Below are 21,207 nucleotides of genomic sequence, written 5' to 3'. Positions count from 1 at the left end.
AATAACGTCATTGGGGTCCGTTAGATTTTTTACACGTACGAAATGGTTCGAATAAGGTCTATGAGGTCCGTTAGGATTTCAAGCGCAGTCACTCCCACCCACAAAACTTCCTGCTACCCTCCCGCATTTCATGGTAAAATTTGATTGTTACTGGTTTTGATCCATACATAGGGAGAGTAGGATACATGAAGAACTCGAGAGGTTATTTCTATTATTTCGTCTGGATGATCGGAGCGCTGGTGCTGATGTATTACGGAAATCAGTTCACCGACATGATGAATCACAAGACACAAACTCTTTATAAAATCGAATACGGCTTGATCGGCAAAATCGTGTACGGGTTGGCGTTTGGATTGTACTTAAGTTTCCTGAACGGCTTCCCGAACCGGCGGAAGTTCCATCGCCCGCTGTTTGCGTTTGTATTTGTGCCCAGCTTCCTGCTGCTGATTTATCCGATCATCACGATCTACGTCAAACAGATTTATATTGTGGGTTATTTCGAGATTGTGAGAGATCCGCAGTTCTTTTTCTTCGGGATGTTAAGCGCCTTGTCCTTGATGAAAAGCACGTTTACGACCCGATAACGCGAAACTGTCGGTGATGGAGGAGGAATAGGGATGGCAAAAATATTAGTGTTAGGCGGCTCGCGTTATTTCGGCAAAAGACTCGTCAATCGGCTGGCGGAATCCGGCCGACATGATGTCACGGTAGCCACACGTGGGCTAGCGGAGGTTCGGTTTGATGCGCCGGTCACACAGCTTCGGATGGACCGAACCAACGAGGACTCCCTACGGGAAGCGGCTGCGGCCGGACCCTGGGATGTCGTGTACGATAACATCTGTTATTCGCCGGATGAGGCGCTTGCTGCCGTGCGAGCCTTCAAAGGTCGCGTTGGGCAGTATATCTTGACCTCCACCTTATCGGTCTATAAGTTAGGCAAAGTGCCCTTGGCCGAAGCGGACTTCGATCCCTACGGTTATGAGCTGAAACTCGGGGATAAACAGGCTTTCGATTATGGGGAAGGGAAGCGACTGGCTGAGGCCGCTTTGTTCCAGCAGGCTGATTTTCCGGTGACCGCGCTGCGGATTCCGATCGTCTTAGGGCCGGATGATTATACGCGCCGGCTGCATTTTCATGTTGAGCATGTACAGCAAGGGATGCCGATCGGCGTACCTAACCTGGATGCGGCGATGTCTTTCATTACGTCAGCAGAGACGGCCCAATTTCTGGCTTGGCTGGGGGAAACCGGGGTTACGGGGCCAATGAACGCCTGCTCGGATGGGGATATGACCATTGGCGGCATCGTCCGCTTAATCGAAAGCATTATCGGCAAACCGGCTTTGATCGAACGCGAAACGGCTCAGGAGCATCAATCTCCGTTTGGCATTCCGACCTCATGGGTGATGGACAATACGAAAGCGCGTGAAGCCGGGTACCGATTCGAAGCGCTGGACGAGTGGCTGCCTGAATTAGTCCGGCACATTGCGGCAAGCGGATAATAGGAGTGAGGTTCGAGAGATGTCTTTTGCAAATCAGACTGTGATCGTAACAGGAGCGGGCCAAGGCATCGGCCGCGGTGTCGCGGAAGCTTACGCCCGGGAAGGCGCGTCTGTCGTGCTGGCGGAGCTGAATGAGGAAACGGGCAGATTGGCGGCAGAGGCGATCACCAATTTGGGGGGCCATGCGCGATTCGTGCCTTGCGATGTACGGAAGGAAGCGGATATCGTTCGCTTAATGGAAACGGCCGAGCGCGAGCTGGGACGGATCGATATTCTCATCAACAATGCGGGAGTATCCCGGTTTAAATCAACCTATGATCTTACGGTGGAGGAATGGGACGATATACTAAATACCAATGTACGAAGTACGTTTCTGGCTTCCCGCGAAATGGCGAAACGAGTGAAGGGAAGCGGCCGGGGAGGAGCGATCGTGAACATCTCCTCAACGCGGTCGGTCATGTCCGAACCGGGCTCGGAGGCCTACGCCGCGTCCAAGGGGGCCATCGTGTCGATCACGCATGCGCTGGCCGTTTCGCTTGGTCCTGACGGGATCCGCGTGAACTGTATCAGCCCGGGATGGATCGAGACCGGGGATTACGGCGCACTCCGCGACATCGATCACGAGCAGCATCCGGCGGGCCGGGTTGGAACTCCGGCGGATATTGCCCGGGCTTGCCTGTATTTGACTCACCCGGACAATACGTTCGTGACCGGCGCTCATTTGGTGGTGGACGGCGGGATGACGCGGAAGATGATTTACGAGCCTTAACGTGTCGGCTTAGTTAACCTATCCGCTTTATCCGAGCCAACCAAGCAGTGCCCCGCACGCCGCTCCGGCAACAACCACAACCCACGGCGGCAGCTTCCAGAACATCAGCATGGCGAATAACAGCAAAGCGACGATGAAGTCGCCGGTTTCCTGAACGCAGGACACCCAGATCGGATCGTATAAGGCGGCGAGCAGGATGCCTACAACCGCGGCGTTTACGCCCTGAAGCGCGTATCGTACCTTAGGGATGCCGCTGAGGCGATGCCAGAAGGGAAGTACCCCAACGACCAGCAGGAACGCCGGCAGAAAGATGGCGATCGTTGCTAGTATAGCACCGGTGACTCCGTGAATGGACGCGCCTAGATAGGAGCCGAACGTAAACAACGGGCCTGGAACGGCTTGGGCTGCACCATAGCCGGATAGGAAGTCCGCTTCGCCGATCCAGCCGCGAGGGACGACTTCGCTTTGCAGCAGCGGGAACACGACATGACCGCCACCGAAGACGAGCGAGCCTGCGCGGTAGAAGACGTCGAATAGCTGCAGCCCAAGGTTCGGCCACCACCGGCTGACCAATGGCAGCAGCCCAAGCAAACCAACGAAGGCGGCGAGGCTCGCGACAGCCCAGGAGCGGCGGAGGCGGATGTCGTTTTGCGGCTCCTCGCCGTGGTGTGCAGGCGAAGCACCTGGGGCTGGGCTGCTGCGGTACAGCCATAAGCCGACCAGCGCGGACGCCGCGATGATCAGCACCTGCGTCAGGCCGCTTGGCCAGAGCAAGGTGGCGGCCGCAGCCAAGGCGGCGATGGTCGCTCGGCTGCGCCCGGCGGCGAGCTTCACGCCCATGCTCCACACCGCCTGAGCGACGATGGCGACCGCCGTGAGCTTCAGGCCGTGCAGCCAACCGCCGTCGGCAAGCGCCGTCCCTTGCAGCAGCAGGGCGAACAGCATAAGCACCACGGCGGAGGGCAGCGTGAATCCAGCCCAAGCCGCCAAAGCGCCGGCTATACCGCCGCGGTACAAGCCGATGCCCATGCCAACCTGGCTGCTCGCCGGCCCCGGCAGGAATTGGCATAGCGCGACCAGTTCGGCATATTTTTGTTCCCCGATCCATTTGCGTTTGTTCACATACTCCTCATGAAAATAGCCAAGATGGGCGATCGGTCCGCCAAAAGAGGTGAGTCCCAGCTTGGTGGAGACGGCGAAGATCTCGAAGACGCGCCGGAGCCGTCCAGAGTTCGGTTGTTCCATCGCAGTGGGGGTTACTTGATCAGACTGCAAGCAGTGTAGCTCCTTTCCATGTATCTACATGCGCCAAACGGGCGTTTTTTTTCCTCATCATATCATTCTATTGTAAACGGAGCGTAAGCATGAGACATCGGCGGGTGCTAAAAAGAGCTACGCAAAACGGATCTAGGTGGTATAATTAGGAAAAGATGAATCGTTTTTCAAGGAGTTGTGGATGTGATCAAGCCCAATGTCTTTATTGGTTCTTCAAGAGAAGCGATGTCGATCGCGAACGGGATCCATGCCCAAATCAACAGATATGCCCAGGTCACTCCTTGGTATGCGGGCGCATTTGGAGGCAATGACTATTCGATCGAGTCTCTTGAGAAGCAACTCCATCGAAATGATTTTGGAGTTTTTATTTATGCACCGGATGACGTCGCGCTTTATAGAGGGAAATTTGTTTTTATCACCCGGGATAATACGCTTTTTGAAATGGGTTTGTTTTGGGGGAGATTGGGGCGACGGCGGGTGTTCGCGATTGTCCCTCAAGAAGTAAGAGAGAGCGAGGATCTAATCCAAGGGGAGAACATATCGGAATATCATCTTTTATCCGACCTCCAAGGCTTGACCTTACTGAATTACGAGGTGCGAACGGACGGAAATGAGGAGGCGGCTGTTTCTGTAGCCTGCCAATTCCTCATGAAAGCCATTCAAGCTGAAGGATGTTACCAAGACCCGCGCGATGACATTGCGATAATGGAATTGGAACTGGAACGCAAACGCCGGATCCTGCATCTCTTCTGGACTTATAACAAGAATCTATCCATCCCCAACGAGGAGGAGCGTTATAACGCTTTGAGTGAGGCTATCCGGACGTCCATCCTTCCTCCTCCGGATTATCTGGTTACCGGCGCAGCTCTCTGGAAGGCACAGGGGGATGACGGAATTGGGCAAGTTGGCGGAAACGTCGGAAAAGGCCGGTTTTATACCTTTCACGAAAACCAAGCACTTGTGGAGTCCGGCCATCAGCCGATTTATGTGGTAGATGCGTATTTAACCTCAAAATGGGCTTTCTTTAGCCGACTTGAAGTTGAACAGGTATACATCCTATGCTATCCTTTAGGTAAAGAACATGTTCTCTCGGTTCATTTTTCCGGTAGGCATCACTTGACCGAACACCAATTAGGCATCATCGTAAATCATAATAATGAACTCTTGCGAACCATTCATTATATCCTTGGAGGGGATTCGGTATGAAGCGTGATAACATGAAACTCAGACAAGGATCGAACTCGGTGTCCAAAGCTTCGAAACGTCAGTCCCCATCGCTGTTGGAGGCTAAGAGCACGAAGGGACAGGGTAGGCGAGATGTGATTTCAAGTCGCAATAAAGGCATTCTTTATATTGGTCCTTCCGTTGAAGGTGGAGATAAGGAATATGTAAAGGTCCTCACGGGAGACGTGGATCTGAGAAGACCTTCCTTCGTTTAATATTGGAGTACCTACCAGCCCCCATGAGGTTCATGGGGGTTCACTTTTTTTCTGCGGCAAATTTACATCCCCTTTTTCCTGTGCCAAAATGGTAGGGAACGATAACCACCTAACGAATTCACGAAATGTACCTTCAGGAGGCTAAACGGATGCGCATCGGAATCATCGGACTCGGCGATATCGCGCAAAAAGCGTATTTGCCGGTCATTACGGCGAGGGAGGATATCGACCTCATTTTTAGTACACGAAATCCAGAGGCAAGGTCCAAGTTGGCGGCAAAATACCGCGTCCCGGAAACGGCGGGCAGCGTGGATGACTTGGTGAAATCCGGCGTAGATGCGGCGTTTGTCCACTCGGCGACGGAGTCTCATCCGGCCATTTTGGAGCAGCTGATTGAGAACGGAATCCACGTTTACGTGGATAAGCCGATCGCTTACCAGTACGAGGAGTCCAAACGGCTCAGTGAACTGGCTGAACGGAAAAGCGTACTGCTCATGACGGGATTTAACCGTCGGTTTGCCCCGATGAATGCAGCTTTAAAGGAACAGCCGGATCGTCGGTTGGTGCTGCTGCAGAAGAACCGTACTCCTTCAGCGGACTACGCCCGCCACTTCGTGTTGGATGATTATATTCATGTAGTGGATACCCTGCGGTTCTTGGCCCCGGGAGAAGTTCATAACTTCCATGTCTCAACTCGGGTTCAAGATGGGAAGCTGTATCATGTCACACTCCAACTGGAAGGTGAAGGCTTCACCTGTATCGGAATCATGAATCGCGACTCGGGGACCAACGATGAAATCCTCGAGGTGATGAGCCCCGGCCAGAAGTGGCGGGTGGACGGGCTAAATACCACCGAGCATTTTGCCGGCGGCGAAGCTAAACGATCGACCTTCAAGGACTGGGATCCGGTATTGTATCGGCGAGGGTTCGTGCAAATCATCGATCATTTTATCAGCTGCGTTCGCGAAGGTAAGGTTCCGGCCATCTCGTTGCAGGACTCGCTGGAAACCCATCGGCTGTGCGAGGAAATCGTGAAGAGCGCGGAGGCGAACGGCGCGTTGGCTTGGAATCAGGCGCTCTGAAACATAACCGTACCGAACAACGTAGAACATGATATCTAAACCACTTAGGCTGGATGGTTGTTTCCGGCGGTGAAGGGAGAAACCAAGCATGTTCGAGGATTTAAACGCGCGGATGGCAGAGCTCAAGGAGAAAGGCCGGAACCAGGAGAAATGGCAACGGCGCCTCAAAGATCTTCAGCAGGAGTTGTCCGGTTTGCAAGAAGAACGGAACCGATGGCAGACGAAGTTAGCCGCAGAGGAAGAGGACGTTCGCAAGCTATCGGCGATGTCGTTATCCAACTTGCTGGCTACTGTACTTGGCAACAAGGCTGAGAAGCTGGATCGGGAGCAGCGGGAAGTGCTGGAGGCGAAGGTGAGGTATGATGCCGCAGAAGCAGCGGTTCGGGATATGGAACGTCAAATCTCCGAGATCGAGCGCAGGCTGCTAGACATCGGTTCTTGGCGGAACGAATACGAGCGGGTTTTTCAAGCCAAGGAACGGCAAATCTTGGAGGAGAATTACGAACTGAGAGAGCTGGTCGAACGCGAAGCGGTCCTCACTGTGGAGCTCAAAGAGGTGGACGAGGCGGTACGCGCAGGCCAATCGGCCCTTCGCGACTTAAGCGCAGCAGAGGAGAATCTCCGCTCGGCGAAAAATTGGGGGACGTACGATATGCTGGGAGGCGGGATGTTGTCCACGCACATCAAGCACGGACGGATTGACGAGGCGATGAGCCATCTCCATACGGCGCGGCAAAGCCTGCAGCGTTTTGAGCGCGAGCTCAAAGACATTGGGGCCAGCATTTCGACGAATCTGGAAATCGGCGGATTGTTGAAATTTTCTGACTATTTCTTTGACGATTTCTTCTCGGATTGGCTGGTACAGGGACGAATCAACGACAGCTTGGATCAAGTCCGGAACCAAACCATGGCGGTAAGTGAAGTGCAACGCGAGCTGGAAACCGCCAAACGCAAGCTGGAATCGGAACGGGCAGAAGTGCATCGCAAATATGTGCAAGCGGTGGAGCAGTACGCCTAAGGTTATACAGTTAAGCTCAGGAACTTCAGGTTCCTGGGCTTTTTTTGTAATACAAATGCGCCTCGGTGCAAATAGCTATAGGAAAATAGTGAAAGGGCGGCGGACATGAAGCGGACTTGGTGGAAGGAAAGCGTCGTGTACCAAATCTATCCGATCAGCTTCAAGGATTCGAACGGGGACGGAGTGGGAGATCTGCGCGGTATTCTCTCCAAGCTGGATGATTTGCAGGACCTTGGGATCGACGTGGTTTGGGTGTGTCCCATCTATCAATCGCCCGGGCATGATAACGGTTATGATATTAGCGATTATTGCAAAATCGATCCCGCCTTCGGTACGATGGAGGATTTTGACGAGCTGCTGGAGGGGCTGCACGCGCGGGGAATGAAGCTGATGATGGACCTTGTGCTGAACCACACCTCAGACGAGCATCCCTGGTTTCTGGAATCACGTCAGTCCACGGACAATCCCAAGCGGGACTATTACATCTGGCGGCAGGGAAAAAACGGCGGACCGCCAAACAACTGGGAGTCGTATTTCAGCGGCTCGGTGTGGGAGTACGACGAACGGACTGGCGAATATTACCTGCACTTGTATTCCAAACATCAACCCGATTTGAACTGGGAAAATCCAGCCGTGATCCGCGAGTTGCACGACATGATCCAGTGGTGGCTCCAAAAGGGCGTGGACGGCTTCCGGTTCGACGCCATCGCGCATATCGCCAAGGCGAAAGGGCTGCCGGACGCGCACAATCCGCAGCAGATGCCGACGGTGCGGGCTTACGAGCTCTTCTCCAACCTCGACGACGTACATACCCTCCTGCAAAACTTATATGATAACGTGCTGTATTCCTATGACATTATGACGGTAGGCGAAACATCCGGATTAGGCCCCGAGGAGGCGCTGGACTATGTGGGAGACGACCGCCGCGAGCTGAATATGACGTTCCAATTCGAGCATATGTTTCTGGATGCCGGTTCTGCCGGCAGCGGTAAATGGGACGTCGTTCCGTGGAAACTGACGGAATTGAAGGAAGTCATCACCCGCTGGCAGACGGTGCTGCACGGCCGGGGCTGGAATGCCAACTATTTAGGCAACCACGATCAACCGCGCTCGGTTTCGCGCTTTGGTAACGATTCGGAGGAATACCGAGTCCCATCGGCCAAAATGTTGGCCACCTTCCTGCATATGCTGGAAGGGACACCGTACATTTATCAGGGGGAGGAAATCGGAATGACCAACGCCGCGTTCGCCTCAATTGAGGAGTATCGCGACGTGGAGACGCTCAACTTCTATGAGGAGCAACAAAGAAAGGGGGTTCCGGAAGCCGACATCCTGCGGGCGATTCACCTCAAAAGCCGCGATAACGCTCGAACCCCCATGCAATGGGATAACGGGCCGCAGGCCGGTTTTACTACCGCCCAAACCCCCTGGATCGGTATCAACCCGAATCACGATCGGATCAACGTTGAGGAAGCACGCCGAAACCCGGACTCGATCTATCACTACTACAAAGAGCTGATTCGATTAAGAAAGCAGCATGCCGTGATCGTTTACGGCGAATATGAGCTGCTGCTTCCCGATCATCCGGAGATTTACGTGTTCACCCGTTCGTTAAACGCTAGCCGGTTGTTGGTGATTTTAAACTTTAGTGCCAATGAGCCGATATTTGAATGGCCGGAGGAGGCCATGAAACCGCGGGATATCGAACTCTTGATTTCCAATTACGCCCCGCAGGTTCATGAGGATTTACGCCACTTGCGGCTGCGTCCTTATGAGGCCAGAGTCTATTTAAAACGAATCACATCTTCGTGAAAATGGCGTAGTCTGTGGTTTCCTGGCATGCTACACTGAACACAGCAAGGGTTTCATTTCATCGTTGAACGGAGGGTTAGGGTATGAAACGGATATTGGACTGCCGGGCATCGGATTTCCGGCGGATGGATCGCGAAGCCTTAAAGGGAGCGATGTTGGCGGCGGAAGGACGTACCGTGATTGCCGAAACGGTCGTCACGTCGCAGCCGCTATTGCCGGAGCTAACCAACGCAGAACTCGCGAAGGCTTTCGGTGCGGATATGATCTTGTTGAACGTCTTTGATGTGTTTCAGCCGCAGGTTCGCGGCATCGAGGCTAGGGATTTGTTCGCGCCGGAAGTCGGCGGCGGGGAACAGAAGCCAGAGGCGCGAAATCCGATCGCCGAACTAAAGCGGTTGACGGGGCTGCCGATCGGTATCAATCTGGAGCCGGTTGATGACTCTGCCGAAGCGGTCGAGTCACTGAACCAGCTGCCCGAAGGACGGCGGGCAACGGCACGGAGCTTAGCGGAAGCCAAGCGGCTGGGCTGCGATTTCGTCTGCCTGACGGGCAACCCGAAAACCGGCGTGACCCACGAACGCATCCAGCAGGCGATCACCTTGGCCAAACGGGAATTCGGCGGTTTGATTCTGGCAGGCAAAATGCACGGGGCTGGCACCCGCGGCAGCGTCCTTGATCGGGAGGCGGCGATCGGGTTCGCCGAAACCGGCGCGGACGTCGTCCTGCTGCCTGCCCCGGGCACGGTTCCCGGCGTGCGGGAGGAAGATCTGGCTCAGATCATCGCAGAGGTCAAGGCGAGGGGTGCCCTGGCCTTAGCGGCGATCGGCACGAGCCAGGAAGGCGCAGACGAAGCAACGGTTCGGGAGATTGCGCTCAGCGCTAAACGGGCGGGGGCGGACGTATTCCATATCGGAGACGCCGGTTTCGCCGGGATGGCCGTCCCGGAGAACATTCAAGCGTTATCGATCGCGATCCGCGGGCGGCGGCACACCTATGTGCGTATGGCTGCTTCGCCGTTGAGGTAACGGCCTATGCGCATCGGAGTCGTGTCGGATACGCATATGCCGCGCCGCGGGACGGAGCTGCCCGCGAAGCTGCGGCAAACGTTTAAAACCTGCGACCTGATTCTCCACCTGGGCGATTGGGTGACCATGGACGTTTATGAACAGTTAGCAGCAATAGCCCCGGTCGACGGGGTGGCTGGTAACAACGACCCGGTGGACATCATCCGCCGGTTCGGTCAGCACAAAATTCTTGAGCTGAGCGGAAGGCGAATCGGGCTGACTCACGGCCATCTGCCCGGCGGCGGGCATGGAGCTAAGGACAATGCCGAGCGCGTATTTGCGGGGAAGCCAGTGGACGCCGTGCTGTTCGGTCACTCCCATAAGCCCTATCTAGCCAAAAGCGGAGGTGTCTTGTGGTTCAACCCCGGTTCGCCAACCGATAAGCGGCGGGAGCCGAAATACAGCTTTGGCGTGCTCGAGATCACGCCTCAAGCGATCGAGGGTAAACATATTTATATGGATGCCAAAAAATGATCTGAAGTTGAGGAAGAGCTGCCTGAGCAAGGCCGGGGTACCGGTCGTGCTTAGGTTGGCTCTTTTTTGTTGACGGATAATTGACCACCATTTAATATAGGAATAATACTTCGTGTCCACGTTGGGCGAATGGTTGTCCATAGACACTTTAATCCTTTTAACGACAAAAGCGTTAATCGGATCATGTTTTGCTGGTCCAACCTTCCTGGGTCATCATTTATCATTTCATGAGAGAGAAAGGGGAAACGAAATATGAAGAAGAAGCTTGGAGTTTTACTTGCCATGTCGCTGCTGTTGGTGGGCGTTGTCGCTTGCGGCAACAATACAAACGGGAACGGGGGGAATGCAGCCAACGGGGGAAATGCCGGCGGCACCGGAACGGAGAATTCCGCGGGAGCGGGGAATGCAGCGGAGCCAACCAAGGATTCTTACAAAATCGCGATTTCGCAAATCGTGGAGCATCCTTCCCTAGACGCAACGAGAGAAGGGTTCCTTGCCGCTTTGAAAGACGCCGGTATCGTCGAAGGCGACAACCTGGAGCTGGATTATAACAATGCGCAGGGAGATCCAACGAACAATACGACCATCGCGCAAAAAATCGCCGGCGAGAAGTACGATCTCGTCCTTGCGATCGCCACGCCTCCGGCGCAAGCCGTTGCGCAGCAGGTCAAGAACTCGCCGATTCTGTTCGCAGCGGTAACAGATCCGATCGATGCCAAATTGGTCGACAATCTGGATCATCCGGGCGGGAACATCTCCGGCGCTTCCGATACGAACCCGGAGGCGATTACCAAGCTGATGGACTTCATCGCCGCGAATTTCAAAGACGTGAAATCGGTTGGACTGGTCATCAACCAAGGCGAACCGAATGCGGTCGTCATGGCGAACCATGCCGAGAAAGCTTTGGACGCCCACGGCATCAAATTGGTCAAAGCCTCGGTGACGAATACATCGGAAGTCAAACAAGCGGCCGAATCGCTGGTTGGCCGGGTGGATGCGCTGTACATTACGCTGGACAACATGGTCGTTGAAGCGGTTAGTACCGTAATCCAGGTGGCTAACGAGAACGACATTCCATTCTTCTCGAGCGATCGGGATACGGTGGAGAAGGGTGCTTTTGCCACGATCGGATTCAAATATTATGACCATGGTTACCAAGTGGGCCAAATGGCTGTGGACGTGTTGAAAAACGGGAAAAAGGTCGGCGATCTGAAGGTCACCGTACCGGATAAACTCGACTTGATCATGAACCTGAAAGCGGCGGCCGAGCAAGGCATTGAAGTGACGGATGCCATGAAAGACCAAATCACGGATAAGGCCAACAATCTGATCGAATAGGCAGCACTCGCTCCTAAATTCTCGGGGGAGGTACTCATCATGTTAAACTCGCTGCTCGGGGCGCTGGAATCCGGCCTGTTGTACGCGCTCATGGCGCTTGGCGTCTATATCACTTTTCGAATTCTCGATTTCCCGGATCTGACTGTGGACGGAAGCTTTACGACCGGCGGAGCTATCGCGGCCGTGATGATCACGGGGGGAAGCTCGCCGTGGATCGCCACGATTGCGGCTTTCCTTGGCGGCTTGGCTGCCGGGGCCATCACCGGCCTCATCCATACCAAAGGACGGATTAACGGACTGTTGTCCGGGATTTTGATGATGATCGCGCTCTATTCCATCAACATGCGGATCATGGGCAAACCGAACGTGGGCTTGCTTGGGGAGACCACGTTGTTCAGCTCGGTGTCGCCGCTGGTGTTCATGCCAATCGTAGTCATCGCCATCAAGCTGCTGCTAGATCTGTTCTTCCGGACGGAGCTCGGACTTGCGCTGCGCGCAACCGGTGACAATAAGCGAATGATCCGTAGCTTTGGTGCCAACACGGACTATACCATTATTCTCGGACTCAGTTTGTCCAACGGGCTTGTGGCTTTGTCCGGGGCGCTGATTGCCCAGCAATCCGGATTCGCCGATATTTCGTCCGGCATCGGGATGATCGTCATCGGTCTGGCTTCCGTCATTATCGGTGAAGCGATCTTTGGGGCGCGGACGGTGTTTTGGGCCACGCTGGCGGCAGTGCTTGGATCGATCGTTTATCGGGTCGTTGTTGCCTTGGCACTCCGGATCGAATGGCTGGAGCAAACGGATTTGAAGGTGATCACCGCCGTAATCGTCATCATTGCTTTGGTGCTTCCGACTGTGCAAAGAAACATGAAGCAGAAATCGATCGCCCGCCGGCGCGCGGCTGAAATCGCGCAAACCCCTGGCCATAAGAGCGTAGGGGGTGGGTTCTGATGCTGAAGTTAACCGAGGTATCAAAGCTGTTTCACCCCGGTACGCCGGACGAGAAAATCGCGTTGATCGATGTCAATCTGCATCTGCGTCCGGGCGATTTCGTGACGGTCATCGGCAGTAACGGCGCCGGTAAATCCACGCTGATGAATATGATATCCGGCGTGATCAAACCGGATGCCGGCGAGGTTCGCCTTGGCGGTGTCGACATCGGTCACCTCCCGGAACATCGCCGAAGCAAGTGGATCGGCCGCGTCTTCCAGGACCCTATGGCCGGTACCGCGCCGCATATGACGATCGAGGAGAATTTGGCAATGGCGTTCTCTCGTGGGAAACGACGCGGCTTCGGTTTAGGCGTGAATGTCAAGCGCCGGGCGATGTTCCAGGAGCAGTTACGCCGGTTGGGTATCGGGCTAGAGAATCGGCTGCGCGCCAAGGTCGGCACGTTGTCCGGCGGGGAGCGCCAGGCGCTCAGCCTGCTGATGGCGACGTTCACCGAGCCGCAGGTGCTGCTGCTCGACGAGCATACCGCCGCGCTGGACCCGGCCCGCGCCGAGCTGGTGACGAGGCTGACGCAGGAGATCGTCAGCGAACTGAAGTTGACCACGTTGATGGTTACCCACAACATGGAGCAGGCAATTCGGCTGGGCAATCGCCTAATCATGATGGACGGCGGCCGCATCATCCTCGACGTGGACGACACGAAGAAACGCGATTTGACGATGGAACGTCTGCTAGGCGAATTTGAGCGGATCAGCGGACACAAGCTTTCCGATGACCGCGTGATGCTGGGAAGTTAAATGACGTTGCAAAAATAAGAAAGCGCAAGTATGGAGAGAAGATCTCCTTACTCGCGCTTTTATTTTTGTAAAGTCATTTATCGTGAATCGCGTACTCTCACGCTGCTGTCCCGACGAATTCCATCACGCAGCAGCCAACCGTGCAAGAACCATTCGAATACGCCTACCATCAGCGTAATGGTCAGCATTTCGCCGAAGGATAACGTCCACTCCGCGTTGGCGGCAATCGCCCACAGAAAGACGAAAACGAGCAGCGCATCCACAAGGGTCGCAATGCTATTGTTCGTCCGAGGAAGGACGAAGAGATCCCCGAATAAATAGGCTAGAATGGACAACGCTAAAGCTGTCAGCAGCGCCGATATAAATGAGGCGTTGCTTAAGATCATCAACATGGCGATGAGGATGATCCCGTTTCCAAGCAATTTGACGAGAAACTTGTCCAAACTTACACCTCCTTGTGGCTCACACTTAATTTCTCCTGACGGGAATGCGGCTATACATCAACTTCATTTCAGAAGTCAATTAAGATCACGCGGAAAGTGGGACATGCAAATGGAACAAACCAAAGTTTATGATTGCTTAATCCTAGGAGGCGGAATCGCCGGATTGCAGGCTGCCATCCAATTAGGGCGATATTCGGCGCACCAAGTGTTGGTTATTGACGCCGGTTTTGGGAGATCGACGTTATGTCAACAGTATCATAACCTGTTAGGTTTTCCGGAAGGGATTTCGGGCCAAGAGCTTCGCAACCGGGGAAGAAGACAAGCGGAATCTTACGGTGTGGAATTTGTGCTGGATACGGTGACTGGAGCCGAGAAGCGAGAAGGGCGGTTTCAGGTTGTCACGCTAAGCGGAACGGGGTATACCGGCAAGACGGTGCTTTTGGCCACCGGCGTACTTGATCGTTTTCCGGATGTCCCAGGTATGGTTCCGACGCTAGGGCTGAGCGTATACGTCTGCCCAGATTGCGACGGGTACGAGATCCAAGACCGGAAAACGGTATTAATGGGCGCCGGCCGCACCGGGGCGGAGATGGCGCTTCTATTGGCGGAACGTACCCGAGATTTAACTTATATCAATCACGAACGATCGGATGTTGCGCCGGAGCTGCTGCACCTAATGGCGGAACGGGAGATCCGCTACGAGGAAGGAGAAATCGTCGAGGTACAGCACACCGAAGGTTTTATCCGCAGCGTAATGCTGAAGGATGGTCGAAGCTTCGCGGCGGAACGAGGATTTATCGCTTTTGGCGGCAATGAGGTTCACTCCAGGTTAGCGGCTCAGCTGGGTGTACCCATTTCCGGCAATCGACACGTGGAAACCGACCCTCGCACGAAGCAAACGAGCGTACCCGGTGTCTGGGCTGCCGGCGATCTGGGGGTTCATGCCGAACAAGTTAGCGTAGCGATGGGGGAAGGTTCAATTGCCGCAATTTGGATTCATAAAGCGCTAAGTCCGTGCTATAATCAGTTGAACGGAGGGGATGTAGAGGATGATTCTTGAAGTAGCTCAACTGCAGGTGAAGCCGGGAATGATAAATGATTTCGAGAGCAATTTCCGCAAGGCTTCTAAACTGATTCGTCGGATGGACGGTTATTTGGGACATGAGCTCCACAAATGCGTGGAGACGGAGAATAAATATATTCTTCTGGTGAGATGGCAGTCGATCACCGCGCATGAGGTCGGTTTCCGGCAGTCGCCCGAATACCAGGAATGGAAAGCGCTGCTTCATCATTTCTACGACCCGTTCCCAACGGTGGAACATTACGTACAGATTAAGCACGAAACCGACTAGGAGGGGAAGAATATGGAACAAGCCATTTGGCGGCAGCTTGAATTCGTACGAACTCAAACCTTGAAGCTGGCTAGAACTTTACCCGAGGAAAAGGTGCTGGTTGTCCCTGCAGGTTTCCGCAATCATATTTTATGGAATTTGGGACATCTTGCCTTAGTCACGGATAAATATGCATTTACCTTTACGGGAAGAACATCGGAGCTTCCGGAGATTTATCAAGAGCTGTTTGCCAATGGAACGTCACCGTTGGAATGGACTTCGGAAAGTCCAAGTTTGAACGATATTCTTGCGGTGCTGGAAGCACAGCCTGAACGGGTAAGAACGGTATTATCCGGACAACTTAAGGAACCCATCGAACCTTATTCGACTTCCAGCGGCTACCGGATTGAGACCGTAGGGCAACTAATCAACTTTACGACGTATCATGAAGGCATGCATTTTAGCATGATCAAGCTCTACAACAAAATCATTCAAGGATCGTGAGCACTTACATATGACCGAACATTTGGACTTTGACTATAGGATTGAGGACGCGATCCTCGAGGATTTGCCAGCCATCGTTTCGATTTACAATGAAACCATTGCGGGAAGGATGGTCACGGCCGACTTGGAGCCGGTGACCGTCGACGCCAGACAGAAGTGGTTTGAAGAGCACTCTCCCGATTTCCGGCCGCTATGGGTCATGAAATCCGGGGGGCAGATCATCGCCTGGCTCAGCTTCCAATCTTTCTACGGGCGTCCGGCTTATAACGGTACGGCGGAGATTAGCATTTACATCTCCGAAGCTTACCGATCTCGAGGGATCGGCGGAATCTTGCTGACTCGGGCGATTGCGGATTGTCCTCGGATTGGTGTTCATACGCTGCTCGGTTTCGTGTTTGGTCACAACGAACCCAGCCTCAAACTTCTTGGCAAGTTTGGCTTCGAGCGTTGGGCACACCTGCCCCGTGTAGCCAATTTGGATGGTGTGGAACGGGATCTCATCATCTTGGGGAACCGCGTTCAGGCGTAATAGTTTTTGGGGAATGGGGAACGAATCATTTGAACGAATGGATTAAGCAATTGACGGACTGGTTTTTGGAGACGACCCATCTGGGCGGGTACTCCATCCTCCTTCTCACCATCCCGCTTGCCGTGGTGCAGGGGATCTTTGGAGTTTTCCCATTTGCTACGATCGTCATGCTGCATATTTCCCTGTTGGGGATCATGAACGGCCTATTGGCGAGCTGGATTGCCGGGACGGCGGCAGGGATGATTGTATATTTGATGTGCGGATATTTCTTTGCCGACTGGTTTAACCGCAAGTGGATGGGCAAGCTGCAGAAATACGAAAAATGGCAAAAAGGGCTGGACCGCTACGGGGTGTGGGCGGTGATCTTTCTTCGTACGGTTCCGATCATGCCAAACAATCTAATTTCGTTTATGTCAGCGATTTCCAACCTGAAGATGAGATCATACACCTGGTCCAATCTGGTCGGTAACCTGTCGAGCATTTGGTTGTTTGGCATATTAAGCGCATCGATTGTTTTCCCCGGAGTGAACCTTCGGGAGCTGATCGTATCCTATGCCGTATTTCTCATTTTGTTGGGGATTGTTTTTGTGGTTCGAAATCGGTCCATATCAAACAAGAAAAGCGGCATGACGCCCTAGCATGGATCAACCGCCTATTTGGATAAGCTAAAGAGAGAACAAGATGGGATAGGGGGAGAGCCGTTTGAATGCTCAAGAACAGGCCGTATCTGGAAAACCCGCTGTAAAACGGCGGAAGCTGCTGTTCAGCGCAGGGCTCAGTTGGATGTTCGACGCGATGGACGTCGGTATCATTTCGTTTATTGCCGCCGCTCTGGCGGTGGAATGGAGCTTGACGCCGCAGCAGACCGGCTTCTTTACGGCAATCAACTCCGTAGGGATGGCCTTTGGCGCGGCCATTGCCGGTTATATGGCGGACAAGTTCGGACGTAAATCCGTCTTGTTATGGACTCTGCTGATTTTCTCCGTCGCTAGCGGATTTTCTGCCGCAGCCACGAGCTTTGCCATGCTGTGTGTGCTGCGTTTTATCGCTGGATTTGGCCTCGGCGGGGAGCTGCCTGTCGCATCCACGCTGGTGTCCGAATCGGTCCCAGCCGCTGAACGCGGAAGAGCCGTCGTCCTGTTGGAAAGCTTCTGGGCCGCAGGCTGGATCGCGTCGGCATTGATTTCGTATTTCATCATTCCGGATTACGGTTGGCAGGCCGCCTTTATCATCGGCGCCGTTCCTGCGATCTATGCGTTGTATCTGCGTAAGTCCATTCAGGATCCGGTCCGATTTAAGGAGCAGGTGAGGAATAGTAAAGGGCAGGGGCCTTCCTTCGGGGAACGGTTCAAGTCGGTTTGGGCTTCTCCGCACCGCCGCTCGACCGTGATGCTCTGGATTCTGTGGTTTACTGTCGTATTCTCATACTACGGTATGTTTTTGTGGTTGCCTTCGGTGATGGTACTGAAAGGTTTCAGCCTGGTGAAAAGCTTTGAATATGTGTTAATTATGACGTTAGCCCAACTGCCGGGATATTTTACGGCTGCTTATTTCATCGAGAAATTCGGTCGCAAGTTCGTGCTGGTGTTGTACTTGCTGCTAACGGCGGTCAGCGCGGCTTGGTTCGGAAACGCGACAAGCGAAGGGATGCTGATCGCGGCTGGCATATGCTTATCCTTCTTTAATCTTGGTGCTTGGGGCGGGATGTACGCTTATACGCCGGAACTGTACCCGACCCGAGTACGATCGACCGGTGTTGGATTAGCCGCTTCGTTTGGGCGAATCGGCGGCATTATCGCCCCGTACCTGGTTGGCATGTTAGTCGCCCGGGAAATCGCGATTGGGAGTATCTTCTGGATGTTCTTCGTGACGATTCTGGTCGGCGCACTGGCGGTGTTCTTACTTGGGACTGAGACGCGGGGGAAGGAATTGGCGGATTAAAAACAGCAAATTGCTGCAGGAAACGCAACAATTTGCTGTTTTCAACGCCTAGAATGTATCCAGAGATTCCCCTGGTTTCAGGGCGTGACCTTGTATACCGATTCGCTCTAGCTCTGCCGCAAACCGTTCACCGTCTTGGGCGATTGCGTCAAACGTATTGTAATGCACAGGTACGACGTGTTTGGCACCAATCCATTCAGCTGCAATCAGAGCATCGTCGGGTCCCATGGTAAAATGGTCGCCGATCGGCAAGAACGCCAAGTCGACCGGCCGTCGGGAGCTTACCAGCTTTATGTCGCTGAAAAGTGCGGTATCGCCCGCATGGTACAATGTAAACCCGTCCAAGTCGAGCAGAATGCCCGCGGCGACGCCTAGATATAAGCTTACGCCGTCTCGGTTGACGGAGGTACTGTGAAGCGCCGGTACCCACTTCAGCCTCCCGAAGGGGAACGTGCGAGAACCCCCAAGGTTCATGCCTACGGTTTGCAGTCCGGCAGTGGCAAAATAATCGGCTAGCTCAACGATGGCAATAATCGGGGCGTTGTTTCGCCGGGCGATGCTTTCCGCATCGGCGATATGGTCGGAATGACCGTGGGTAAGAAGGACGTAATCGGCTTGAATGTCTTCGGCGGCCGCTGCAGCGGTCGGATTCTCAGTTAGATACGGATCGATGACGAGTCGATGCTTCCCCGTGTCCACCTGGATACAGGAGTGTCCCCAATAAGTAACTTTCATTCCAATCACCTCTTATGGAAAAGATATCCTTCACGTCCTATTATAGCCGCCATGGACAGGCAAGTCACATCTTGCGAAATGAGGCGCTGCATAAACGCATATAATTTCCATATGATTGGGATGGGGTAACGGATTGAGGTACGTTTGAAGGTTTTCAATTCGGGTAATCTTAATTGACAAACTCTTAACTTGGAAGGAAGATCCGGATTGAAAATCATCATTACGCAAAGTGAAGCGGTGGAAAAGGGGATTTGGCCGCAAGTCAGAGCTTCGTTCGGACTGACCAAAGAGGACGAGGTTTGGGAGCAGGAACAATTTATCCTTACCGAGGAACAGGCACGTGAATGGGGACTGATCCGGTAGAGGGTGTTTGGAAAAAGGAGGAGATTGACATGAAAATCGAAGTTTGGTCGGACTTTGTCTGTCCGTTTTGTTACATCGGCAAACGCCGCTTGGAGAAAGCGCTGGAATTATTTGATTATCGGGATGAAATCGAAATCGTATACCGCAGTTTTGAACTGGATCCGGGTGCTCCAAAGGACACGGAATCGAGCATCCATGAATTATTGGCGGTCAAATACGGCCTCAGCCTACAACAGGCACAGGAGTCGAACCGGAATGTGGCGCAACAGGCTCAAACGGAAGGGTTGACGTATAATTTCGATACGATCGTGCCGACGAATACGTTCGAAGCCCATCGGTTGGCGCATTATGCCGGGCAGCAGGGCAAAGCCAAGGAAATGAACGAGCGCTTATTCCGAGCTTATTTTACGGATTCCCTGCATATTGGAGAACATGAAACGCTAGTGCGTTTGGCTGAAGAGGTTGGCTTGAATGGTTCCGCGGTTCGGGATGTACTGGAGCAAAATGCGTATGCGGATGAAGTCCGTGAGGATGAGAACGAAGCGAGACGGCTCGGGATTCGCGGCGTACCGTTCTTCGTGTTACGCGGCAAGTATGCCGTATCCGGTGCTCAGCCTTTGGAAATTTTTCAAGGTGCATTACTCCGGGCTTGGGAGGATCGAGAGTAACCTTTGTCGAATAAGAAGAATAGAGGGACGCAAAAAACGCTGATCCTCAGGGATCAGCGTCTCGTTCCATGAACATAATAAAAAATAAAACTTGTATGAGCTAATGAACTGTGGTAAAATGACGGATAGCCACTCACAAGGCACACACGCAATAATCTCCTCAATAGTAGCATAATACCAATGAATTGTCAAATGGATATACAGGTTTTAGAGATATAGAATGGTTTTCGCATTTTTTTCATTTTTTAGGGTGGGGGTCTGGAAGATGACTGAGGACTTGAAGCATAATGAAATGGAATATACCGACGATCTGACGTTACCGCCAGGGATTAAAATCGATGACCCGGTAAGAATGTATTTGAAAGAAATCGGACGGGTGCCTCTGTTATCTGCGGAGGAGGAAATCCAGCTCGCACAGCGCATCGAAAACGGGGACGAGGAAGCAAAACGCCGTCTGGCCGAAGCGAACTTGAGATTGGTTGTAAGTATCGCCCGCCGTTATGTTGGGCGCGGAATGGTCTTTCTGGACCTGATCCAAGAGGGCAATATGGGTCTCATCAAAGCGGTGGAAAAGTTCGATTATTCAAAAGGGTTCAAATTCAGCACCTACGCGACTTGGTGGATTCGTCAGGCCATCACCCGTGCGATCGCTGACCAAGCCAGAACGATCCGGATCCCGGTGCATATGGTGGAAACCATCAATAAGCTGATCCGTATTTCGCGACAGCTGCTCCAGGAGATTGGGCGCGAGCCAACTCCGGAGGAAATCGCCAAGGAGATGGATCTGACGCCGGATAAGGTGCGCGAGATCATGAAGATCGCGCAGGAGCCGGTATCGCTGGAAACGCCGATCGGGGAAGAGAACGATTCGAACCTAGGCGACTTCATCGAGGATCACGATGCTCCGGCACCGGCGGAAGCTGCGGCTTATGAACTTTTGAAAGAGCAGTTAGAGGAAGTATTGGATACGCTGACTGAACGTGAGGAGAATGTGCTGCGGCTGCGTTTTGGGATGGATGACGGCCGTACGCGGACGTTGGAAGAGGTTGGTAAGGAGTTTGGCGTAACCCGGGAACGGATTCGCCAGATTGAAGCCAAGGCGCTGCGCAAATTGCGGCATCCAAGCCGAAGCAAGCGGCTGAAGGATTTTATGGAATAACATTGTAAGCTCC

General features: G+C 53.5%; 24 protein-coding genes. 21 read left to right on the top strand and 3 right to left on the bottom strand.

What is annotated here, in order from left to right; all coding sequences use genetic code 11:
- Nucleotides 1–185 precede the first annotated feature (185 nt).
- From KJS42_RS00525 to KJS42_RS00515, 3 genes are read left to right on the top strand one after another with little or no spacing between them, the layout of a single operon-like run.
- Entirely contained in the window at nt 186–584 is a 399-nt protein-coding gene (locus tag KJS42_RS00525) for a hypothetical protein (RefSeq protein ID WP_193415299.1), read from the top strand.
- 33 nt (nt 585–617) lie between these two features.
- Nucleotides 618–1,499, top strand: a complete 882-nt coding sequence (locus KJS42_RS00520; protein ID WP_213621680.1) for an NAD-dependent epimerase/dehydratase family protein — start codon at nt 618–620, stop codon at nt 1,497–1,499.
- Nucleotides 1,500–1,518: 19 nt separating this feature from the next.
- Nucleotides 1,519–2,268 carry an SDR family NAD(P)-dependent oxidoreductase gene (locus KJS42_RS00515; protein ID WP_213621679.1) on the top strand — a complete coding sequence of 250 codons (750 nt, stop codon included), beginning with the start codon at nt 1,519–1,521 and terminating at the stop codon, nt 2,266–2,268.
- Between the two features lie 27 nt (nt 2,269–2,295).
- Here KJS42_RS00515 and KJS42_RS00510 read toward each other — a convergent pair whose 3' ends face one another.
- A complete protein-coding gene (locus tag KJS42_RS00510; protein ID WP_213622083.1) occupies nt 2,296–3,513 on the bottom strand; it encodes a chromate transporter in 1,218 nt (405 codons plus the stop codon).
- 207 nt (nt 3,514–3,720) lie between these two features.
- On the opposite strand from KJS42_RS00510, the gene KJS42_RS00505 reads away from it, so the two are divergent.
- The 9 genes from KJS42_RS00505 (at nt 3,721) to KJS42_RS00465 (ending at nt 13,521) form a co-directional block, all read left to right on the top strand.
- Nucleotides 3,721–4,749, top strand: a complete 1,029-nt coding sequence (locus KJS42_RS00505; RefSeq protein WP_280516391.1) for a TIR domain-containing protein — start codon at nt 3,721–3,723, stop codon at nt 4,747–4,749.
- 382 nt (nt 4,750–5,131) lie between these two features.
- Nucleotides 5,132–6,064: a Gfo/Idh/MocA family protein gene (locus KJS42_RS00500; protein WP_213621678.1), complete on the top strand. Its 933-nt coding sequence runs from the start codon at nt 5,132–5,134 to the stop codon at nt 6,062–6,064.
- Between the two features lie 88 nt (nt 6,065–6,152).
- Nucleotides 6,153–7,082, top strand: a complete 930-nt coding sequence (locus KJS42_RS00495; protein ID WP_213621677.1) for a hypothetical protein — start codon at nt 6,153–6,155, stop codon at nt 7,080–7,082.
- A gap of 105 nt (nt 7,083–7,187) precedes the next feature.
- Nucleotides 7,188–8,894, top strand: coding sequence for a glycoside hydrolase family 13 protein (locus KJS42_RS00490; protein WP_213621676.1), 1,707 nt, complete (start codon nt 7,188–7,190; stop codon nt 8,892–8,894).
- An 83-nt stretch (nt 8,895–8,977) separates the two neighbouring features.
- The gene (locus KJS42_RS00485; RefSeq protein ID WP_213621675.1) at nt 8,978–9,919 is read left to right on the top strand and encodes a DUF7916 family protein; all 942 of its coding nucleotides are present in this window, start codon (nt 8,978–8,980) and stop codon (nt 9,917–9,919) included.
- 6 nt (nt 9,920–9,925) lie between these two features.
- Nucleotides 9,926–10,432, top strand: coding sequence for a metallophosphoesterase family protein (locus KJS42_RS00480; protein WP_213621674.1), 507 nt, complete (start codon nt 9,926–9,928; stop codon nt 10,430–10,432).
- A 252-nt stretch (nt 10,433–10,684) separates the two neighbouring features.
- Entirely contained in the window at nt 10,685–11,770 is a 1,086-nt protein-coding gene (locus tag KJS42_RS00475) for an ABC transporter substrate-binding protein (protein WP_213621673.1), read from the top strand.
- Between the two features lie 39 nt (nt 11,771–11,809).
- Nucleotides 11,810–12,724 (top strand): ABC transporter permease, encoded by a 915-nt coding sequence (locus KJS42_RS00470; RefSeq protein WP_193415310.1) that lies wholly within the window; start codon nt 11,810–11,812, stop codon nt 12,722–12,724.
- Nucleotides 12,724–13,521 (top strand): ABC transporter ATP-binding protein, encoded by a 798-nt coding sequence (locus tag KJS42_RS00465; RefSeq protein ID WP_155608533.1) that lies wholly within the window; start codon nt 12,724–12,726, stop codon nt 13,519–13,521. The genes KJS42_RS00470 and KJS42_RS00465 overlap by 1 nt, the downstream gene beginning before the upstream one ends.
- A gap of 77 nt (nt 13,522–13,598) precedes the next feature.
- Here the strand turns inward: KJS42_RS00465 and KJS42_RS00460 are convergent, their stop codons facing one another.
- Nucleotides 13,599–13,964: a DUF2512 family protein gene (locus tag KJS42_RS00460; protein ID WP_193415312.1), complete on the bottom strand. Its 366-nt coding sequence runs from the start codon at nt 13,962–13,964 to the stop codon at nt 13,599–13,601.
- Between the two features lie 109 nt (nt 13,965–14,073).
- Between KJS42_RS00460 and KJS42_RS00455 the strand changes: the two genes are divergently transcribed.
- The 6 genes from KJS42_RS00455 to KJS42_RS00430 all read left to right on the top strand — a co-directional run bounded on the left by KJS42_RS00455 (nt 14,074) and on the right by KJS42_RS00430 (nt 18,269).
- A complete protein-coding gene (locus tag KJS42_RS00455; protein ID WP_155608531.1) occupies nt 14,074–15,024 on the top strand; it encodes an NAD(P)/FAD-dependent oxidoreductase in 951 nt (316 codons plus the stop codon).
- Nucleotides 15,014–15,316: an antibiotic biosynthesis monooxygenase family protein gene (locus KJS42_RS00450; protein ID WP_155608530.1), complete on the top strand. Its 303-nt coding sequence runs from the start codon at nt 15,014–15,016 to the stop codon at nt 15,314–15,316. The genes KJS42_RS00455 and KJS42_RS00450 overlap by 11 nt, the downstream gene beginning before the upstream one ends.
- Before the next feature lie 12 nt (nt 15,317–15,328).
- Nucleotides 15,329–15,799 (top strand): DinB family protein, encoded by a 471-nt coding sequence (locus KJS42_RS00445; protein ID WP_155608529.1) that lies wholly within the window; start codon nt 15,329–15,331, stop codon nt 15,797–15,799.
- A 10-nt stretch (nt 15,800–15,809) separates the two neighbouring features.
- Entirely contained in the window at nt 15,810–16,328 is a 519-nt protein-coding gene (locus KJS42_RS00440) for a GNAT family N-acetyltransferase (protein WP_193415314.1), read from the top strand.
- 29 nt (nt 16,329–16,357) lie between these two features.
- On the top strand, nt 16,358–16,966 hold the full coding sequence (locus KJS42_RS00435) for a TVP38/TMEM64 family protein (RefSeq protein WP_213621672.1): 609 nt from the start codon (nt 16,358–16,360) through the stop codon (nt 16,964–16,966).
- Between the two features lie 64 nt (nt 16,967–17,030).
- Nucleotides 17,031–18,269: an MFS transporter gene (locus KJS42_RS00430; protein WP_445259979.1), complete on the top strand. Its 1,239-nt coding sequence runs from the start codon at nt 17,031–17,033 to the stop codon at nt 18,267–18,269.
- A 48-nt stretch (nt 18,270–18,317) separates the two neighbouring features.
- Here KJS42_RS00430 and KJS42_RS00425 read toward each other — a convergent pair whose 3' ends face one another.
- Complete coding sequence (locus KJS42_RS00425; protein ID WP_193415316.1) at nt 18,318–19,004, bottom strand: metal-dependent hydrolase; 687 nt, start codon at nt 19,002–19,004, stop codon at nt 18,318–18,320.
- A 207-nt stretch (nt 19,005–19,211) separates the two neighbouring features.
- On the opposite strand from KJS42_RS00425, the gene KJS42_RS00420 reads away from it, so the two are divergent.
- From KJS42_RS00420 to rpoD, 3 genes are all read left to right on the top strand, one after another.
- Entirely contained in the window at nt 19,212–19,367 is a 156-nt protein-coding gene (locus KJS42_RS00420) for a hypothetical protein (RefSeq protein ID WP_167521295.1), read from the top strand.
- Between the two features lie 29 nt (nt 19,368–19,396).
- Nucleotides 19,397–20,035 (top strand): DsbA family oxidoreductase, encoded by a 639-nt coding sequence (locus tag KJS42_RS00415; protein ID WP_155608525.1) that lies wholly within the window; start codon nt 19,397–19,399, stop codon nt 20,033–20,035.
- A gap of 265 nt (nt 20,036–20,300) precedes the next feature.
- On the top strand, nt 20,301–21,194 hold the full coding sequence (gene rpoD / locus KJS42_RS00410) for an RNA polymerase sigma factor RpoD (RefSeq protein ID WP_059045062.1): 894 nt from the start codon (nt 20,301–20,303) through the stop codon (nt 21,192–21,194).
- Nucleotides 21,195–21,207 lie beyond the last annotated feature (13 nt).

This window comes from Paenibacillus sp. J53TS2, assembly GCF_018403305.1.
Taxonomy (GTDB): domain Bacteria; phylum Bacillota; class Bacilli; order Paenibacillales; family Paenibacillaceae; genus Fontibacillus; species Fontibacillus rhizolycopersici.
The sequence above is the reverse complement of the archived record's forward strand: the minus strand, read 5'-3'. Positions and strand labels throughout refer to the sequence as shown.

Coding starts and splice junctions, on each gene's coding strand:
- KJS42_RS00525 (WP_193415299.1), top strand. CDS start 186: ATGAAGAACTCGAGAGGTTATTTCTATTATTTCGTCTGGATGATCGGA.
- KJS42_RS00520 (WP_213621680.1), top strand. CDS start 618: ATGGCAAAAATATTAGTGTTAGGCGGCTCGCGTTATTTCGGCAAAAGA.
- KJS42_RS00515 (WP_213621679.1), top strand. CDS start 1,519: ATGTCTTTTGCAAATCAGACTGTGATCGTAACAGGAGCGGGCCAAGGC.
- KJS42_RS00510 (WP_213622083.1), bottom strand. CDS start 3,513: ATGGAACAACCGAACTCTGGACGGCTCCGGCGCGTCTTCGAGATCTTC.
- KJS42_RS00500 (WP_213621678.1), top strand. CDS start 5,132: ATGCGCATCGGAATCATCGGACTCGGCGATATCGCGCAAAAAGCGTAT.
- KJS42_RS00495 (WP_213621677.1), top strand. CDS start 6,153: ATGTTCGAGGATTTAAACGCGCGGATGGCAGAGCTCAAGGAGAAAGGC.
- KJS42_RS00490 (WP_213621676.1), top strand. CDS start 7,188: ATGAAGCGGACTTGGTGGAAGGAAAGCGTCGTGTACCAAATCTATCCG.
- KJS42_RS00485 (WP_213621675.1), top strand. CDS start 8,978: ATGAAACGGATATTGGACTGCCGGGCATCGGATTTCCGGCGGATGGAT.
- KJS42_RS00480 (WP_213621674.1), top strand. CDS start 9,926: ATGCGCATCGGAGTCGTGTCGGATACGCATATGCCGCGCCGCGGGACG.
- KJS42_RS00475 (WP_213621673.1), top strand. CDS start 10,685: ATGAAGAAGAAGCTTGGAGTTTTACTTGCCATGTCGCTGCTGTTGGTG.
- KJS42_RS00470 (WP_193415310.1), top strand. CDS start 11,810: ATGTTAAACTCGCTGCTCGGGGCGCTGGAATCCGGCCTGTTGTACGCG.
- KJS42_RS00465 (WP_155608533.1), top strand. CDS start 12,724: ATGCTGAAGTTAACCGAGGTATCAAAGCTGTTTCACCCCGGTACGCCG.
- KJS42_RS00455 (WP_155608531.1), top strand. CDS start 14,074: ATGGAACAAACCAAAGTTTATGATTGCTTAATCCTAGGAGGCGGAATC.
- KJS42_RS00450 (WP_155608530.1), top strand. CDS start 15,014: ATGATTCTTGAAGTAGCTCAACTGCAGGTGAAGCCGGGAATGATAAAT.
- KJS42_RS00445 (WP_155608529.1), top strand. CDS start 15,329: ATGGAACAAGCCATTTGGCGGCAGCTTGAATTCGTACGAACTCAAACC.
- KJS42_RS00440 (WP_193415314.1), top strand. CDS start 15,810: ATGACCGAACATTTGGACTTTGACTATAGGATTGAGGACGCGATCCTC.
- KJS42_RS00425 (WP_193415316.1), bottom strand. CDS start 19,004: ATGAAAGTTACTTATTGGGGACACTCCTGTATCCAGGTGGACACGGGG.
- KJS42_RS00415 (WP_155608525.1), top strand. CDS start 19,397: ATGAAAATCGAAGTTTGGTCGGACTTTGTCTGTCCGTTTTGTTACATC.
- rpoD (WP_059045062.1), top strand. CDS start 20,301: ATGACTGAGGACTTGAAGCATAATGAAATGGAATATACCGACGATCTG.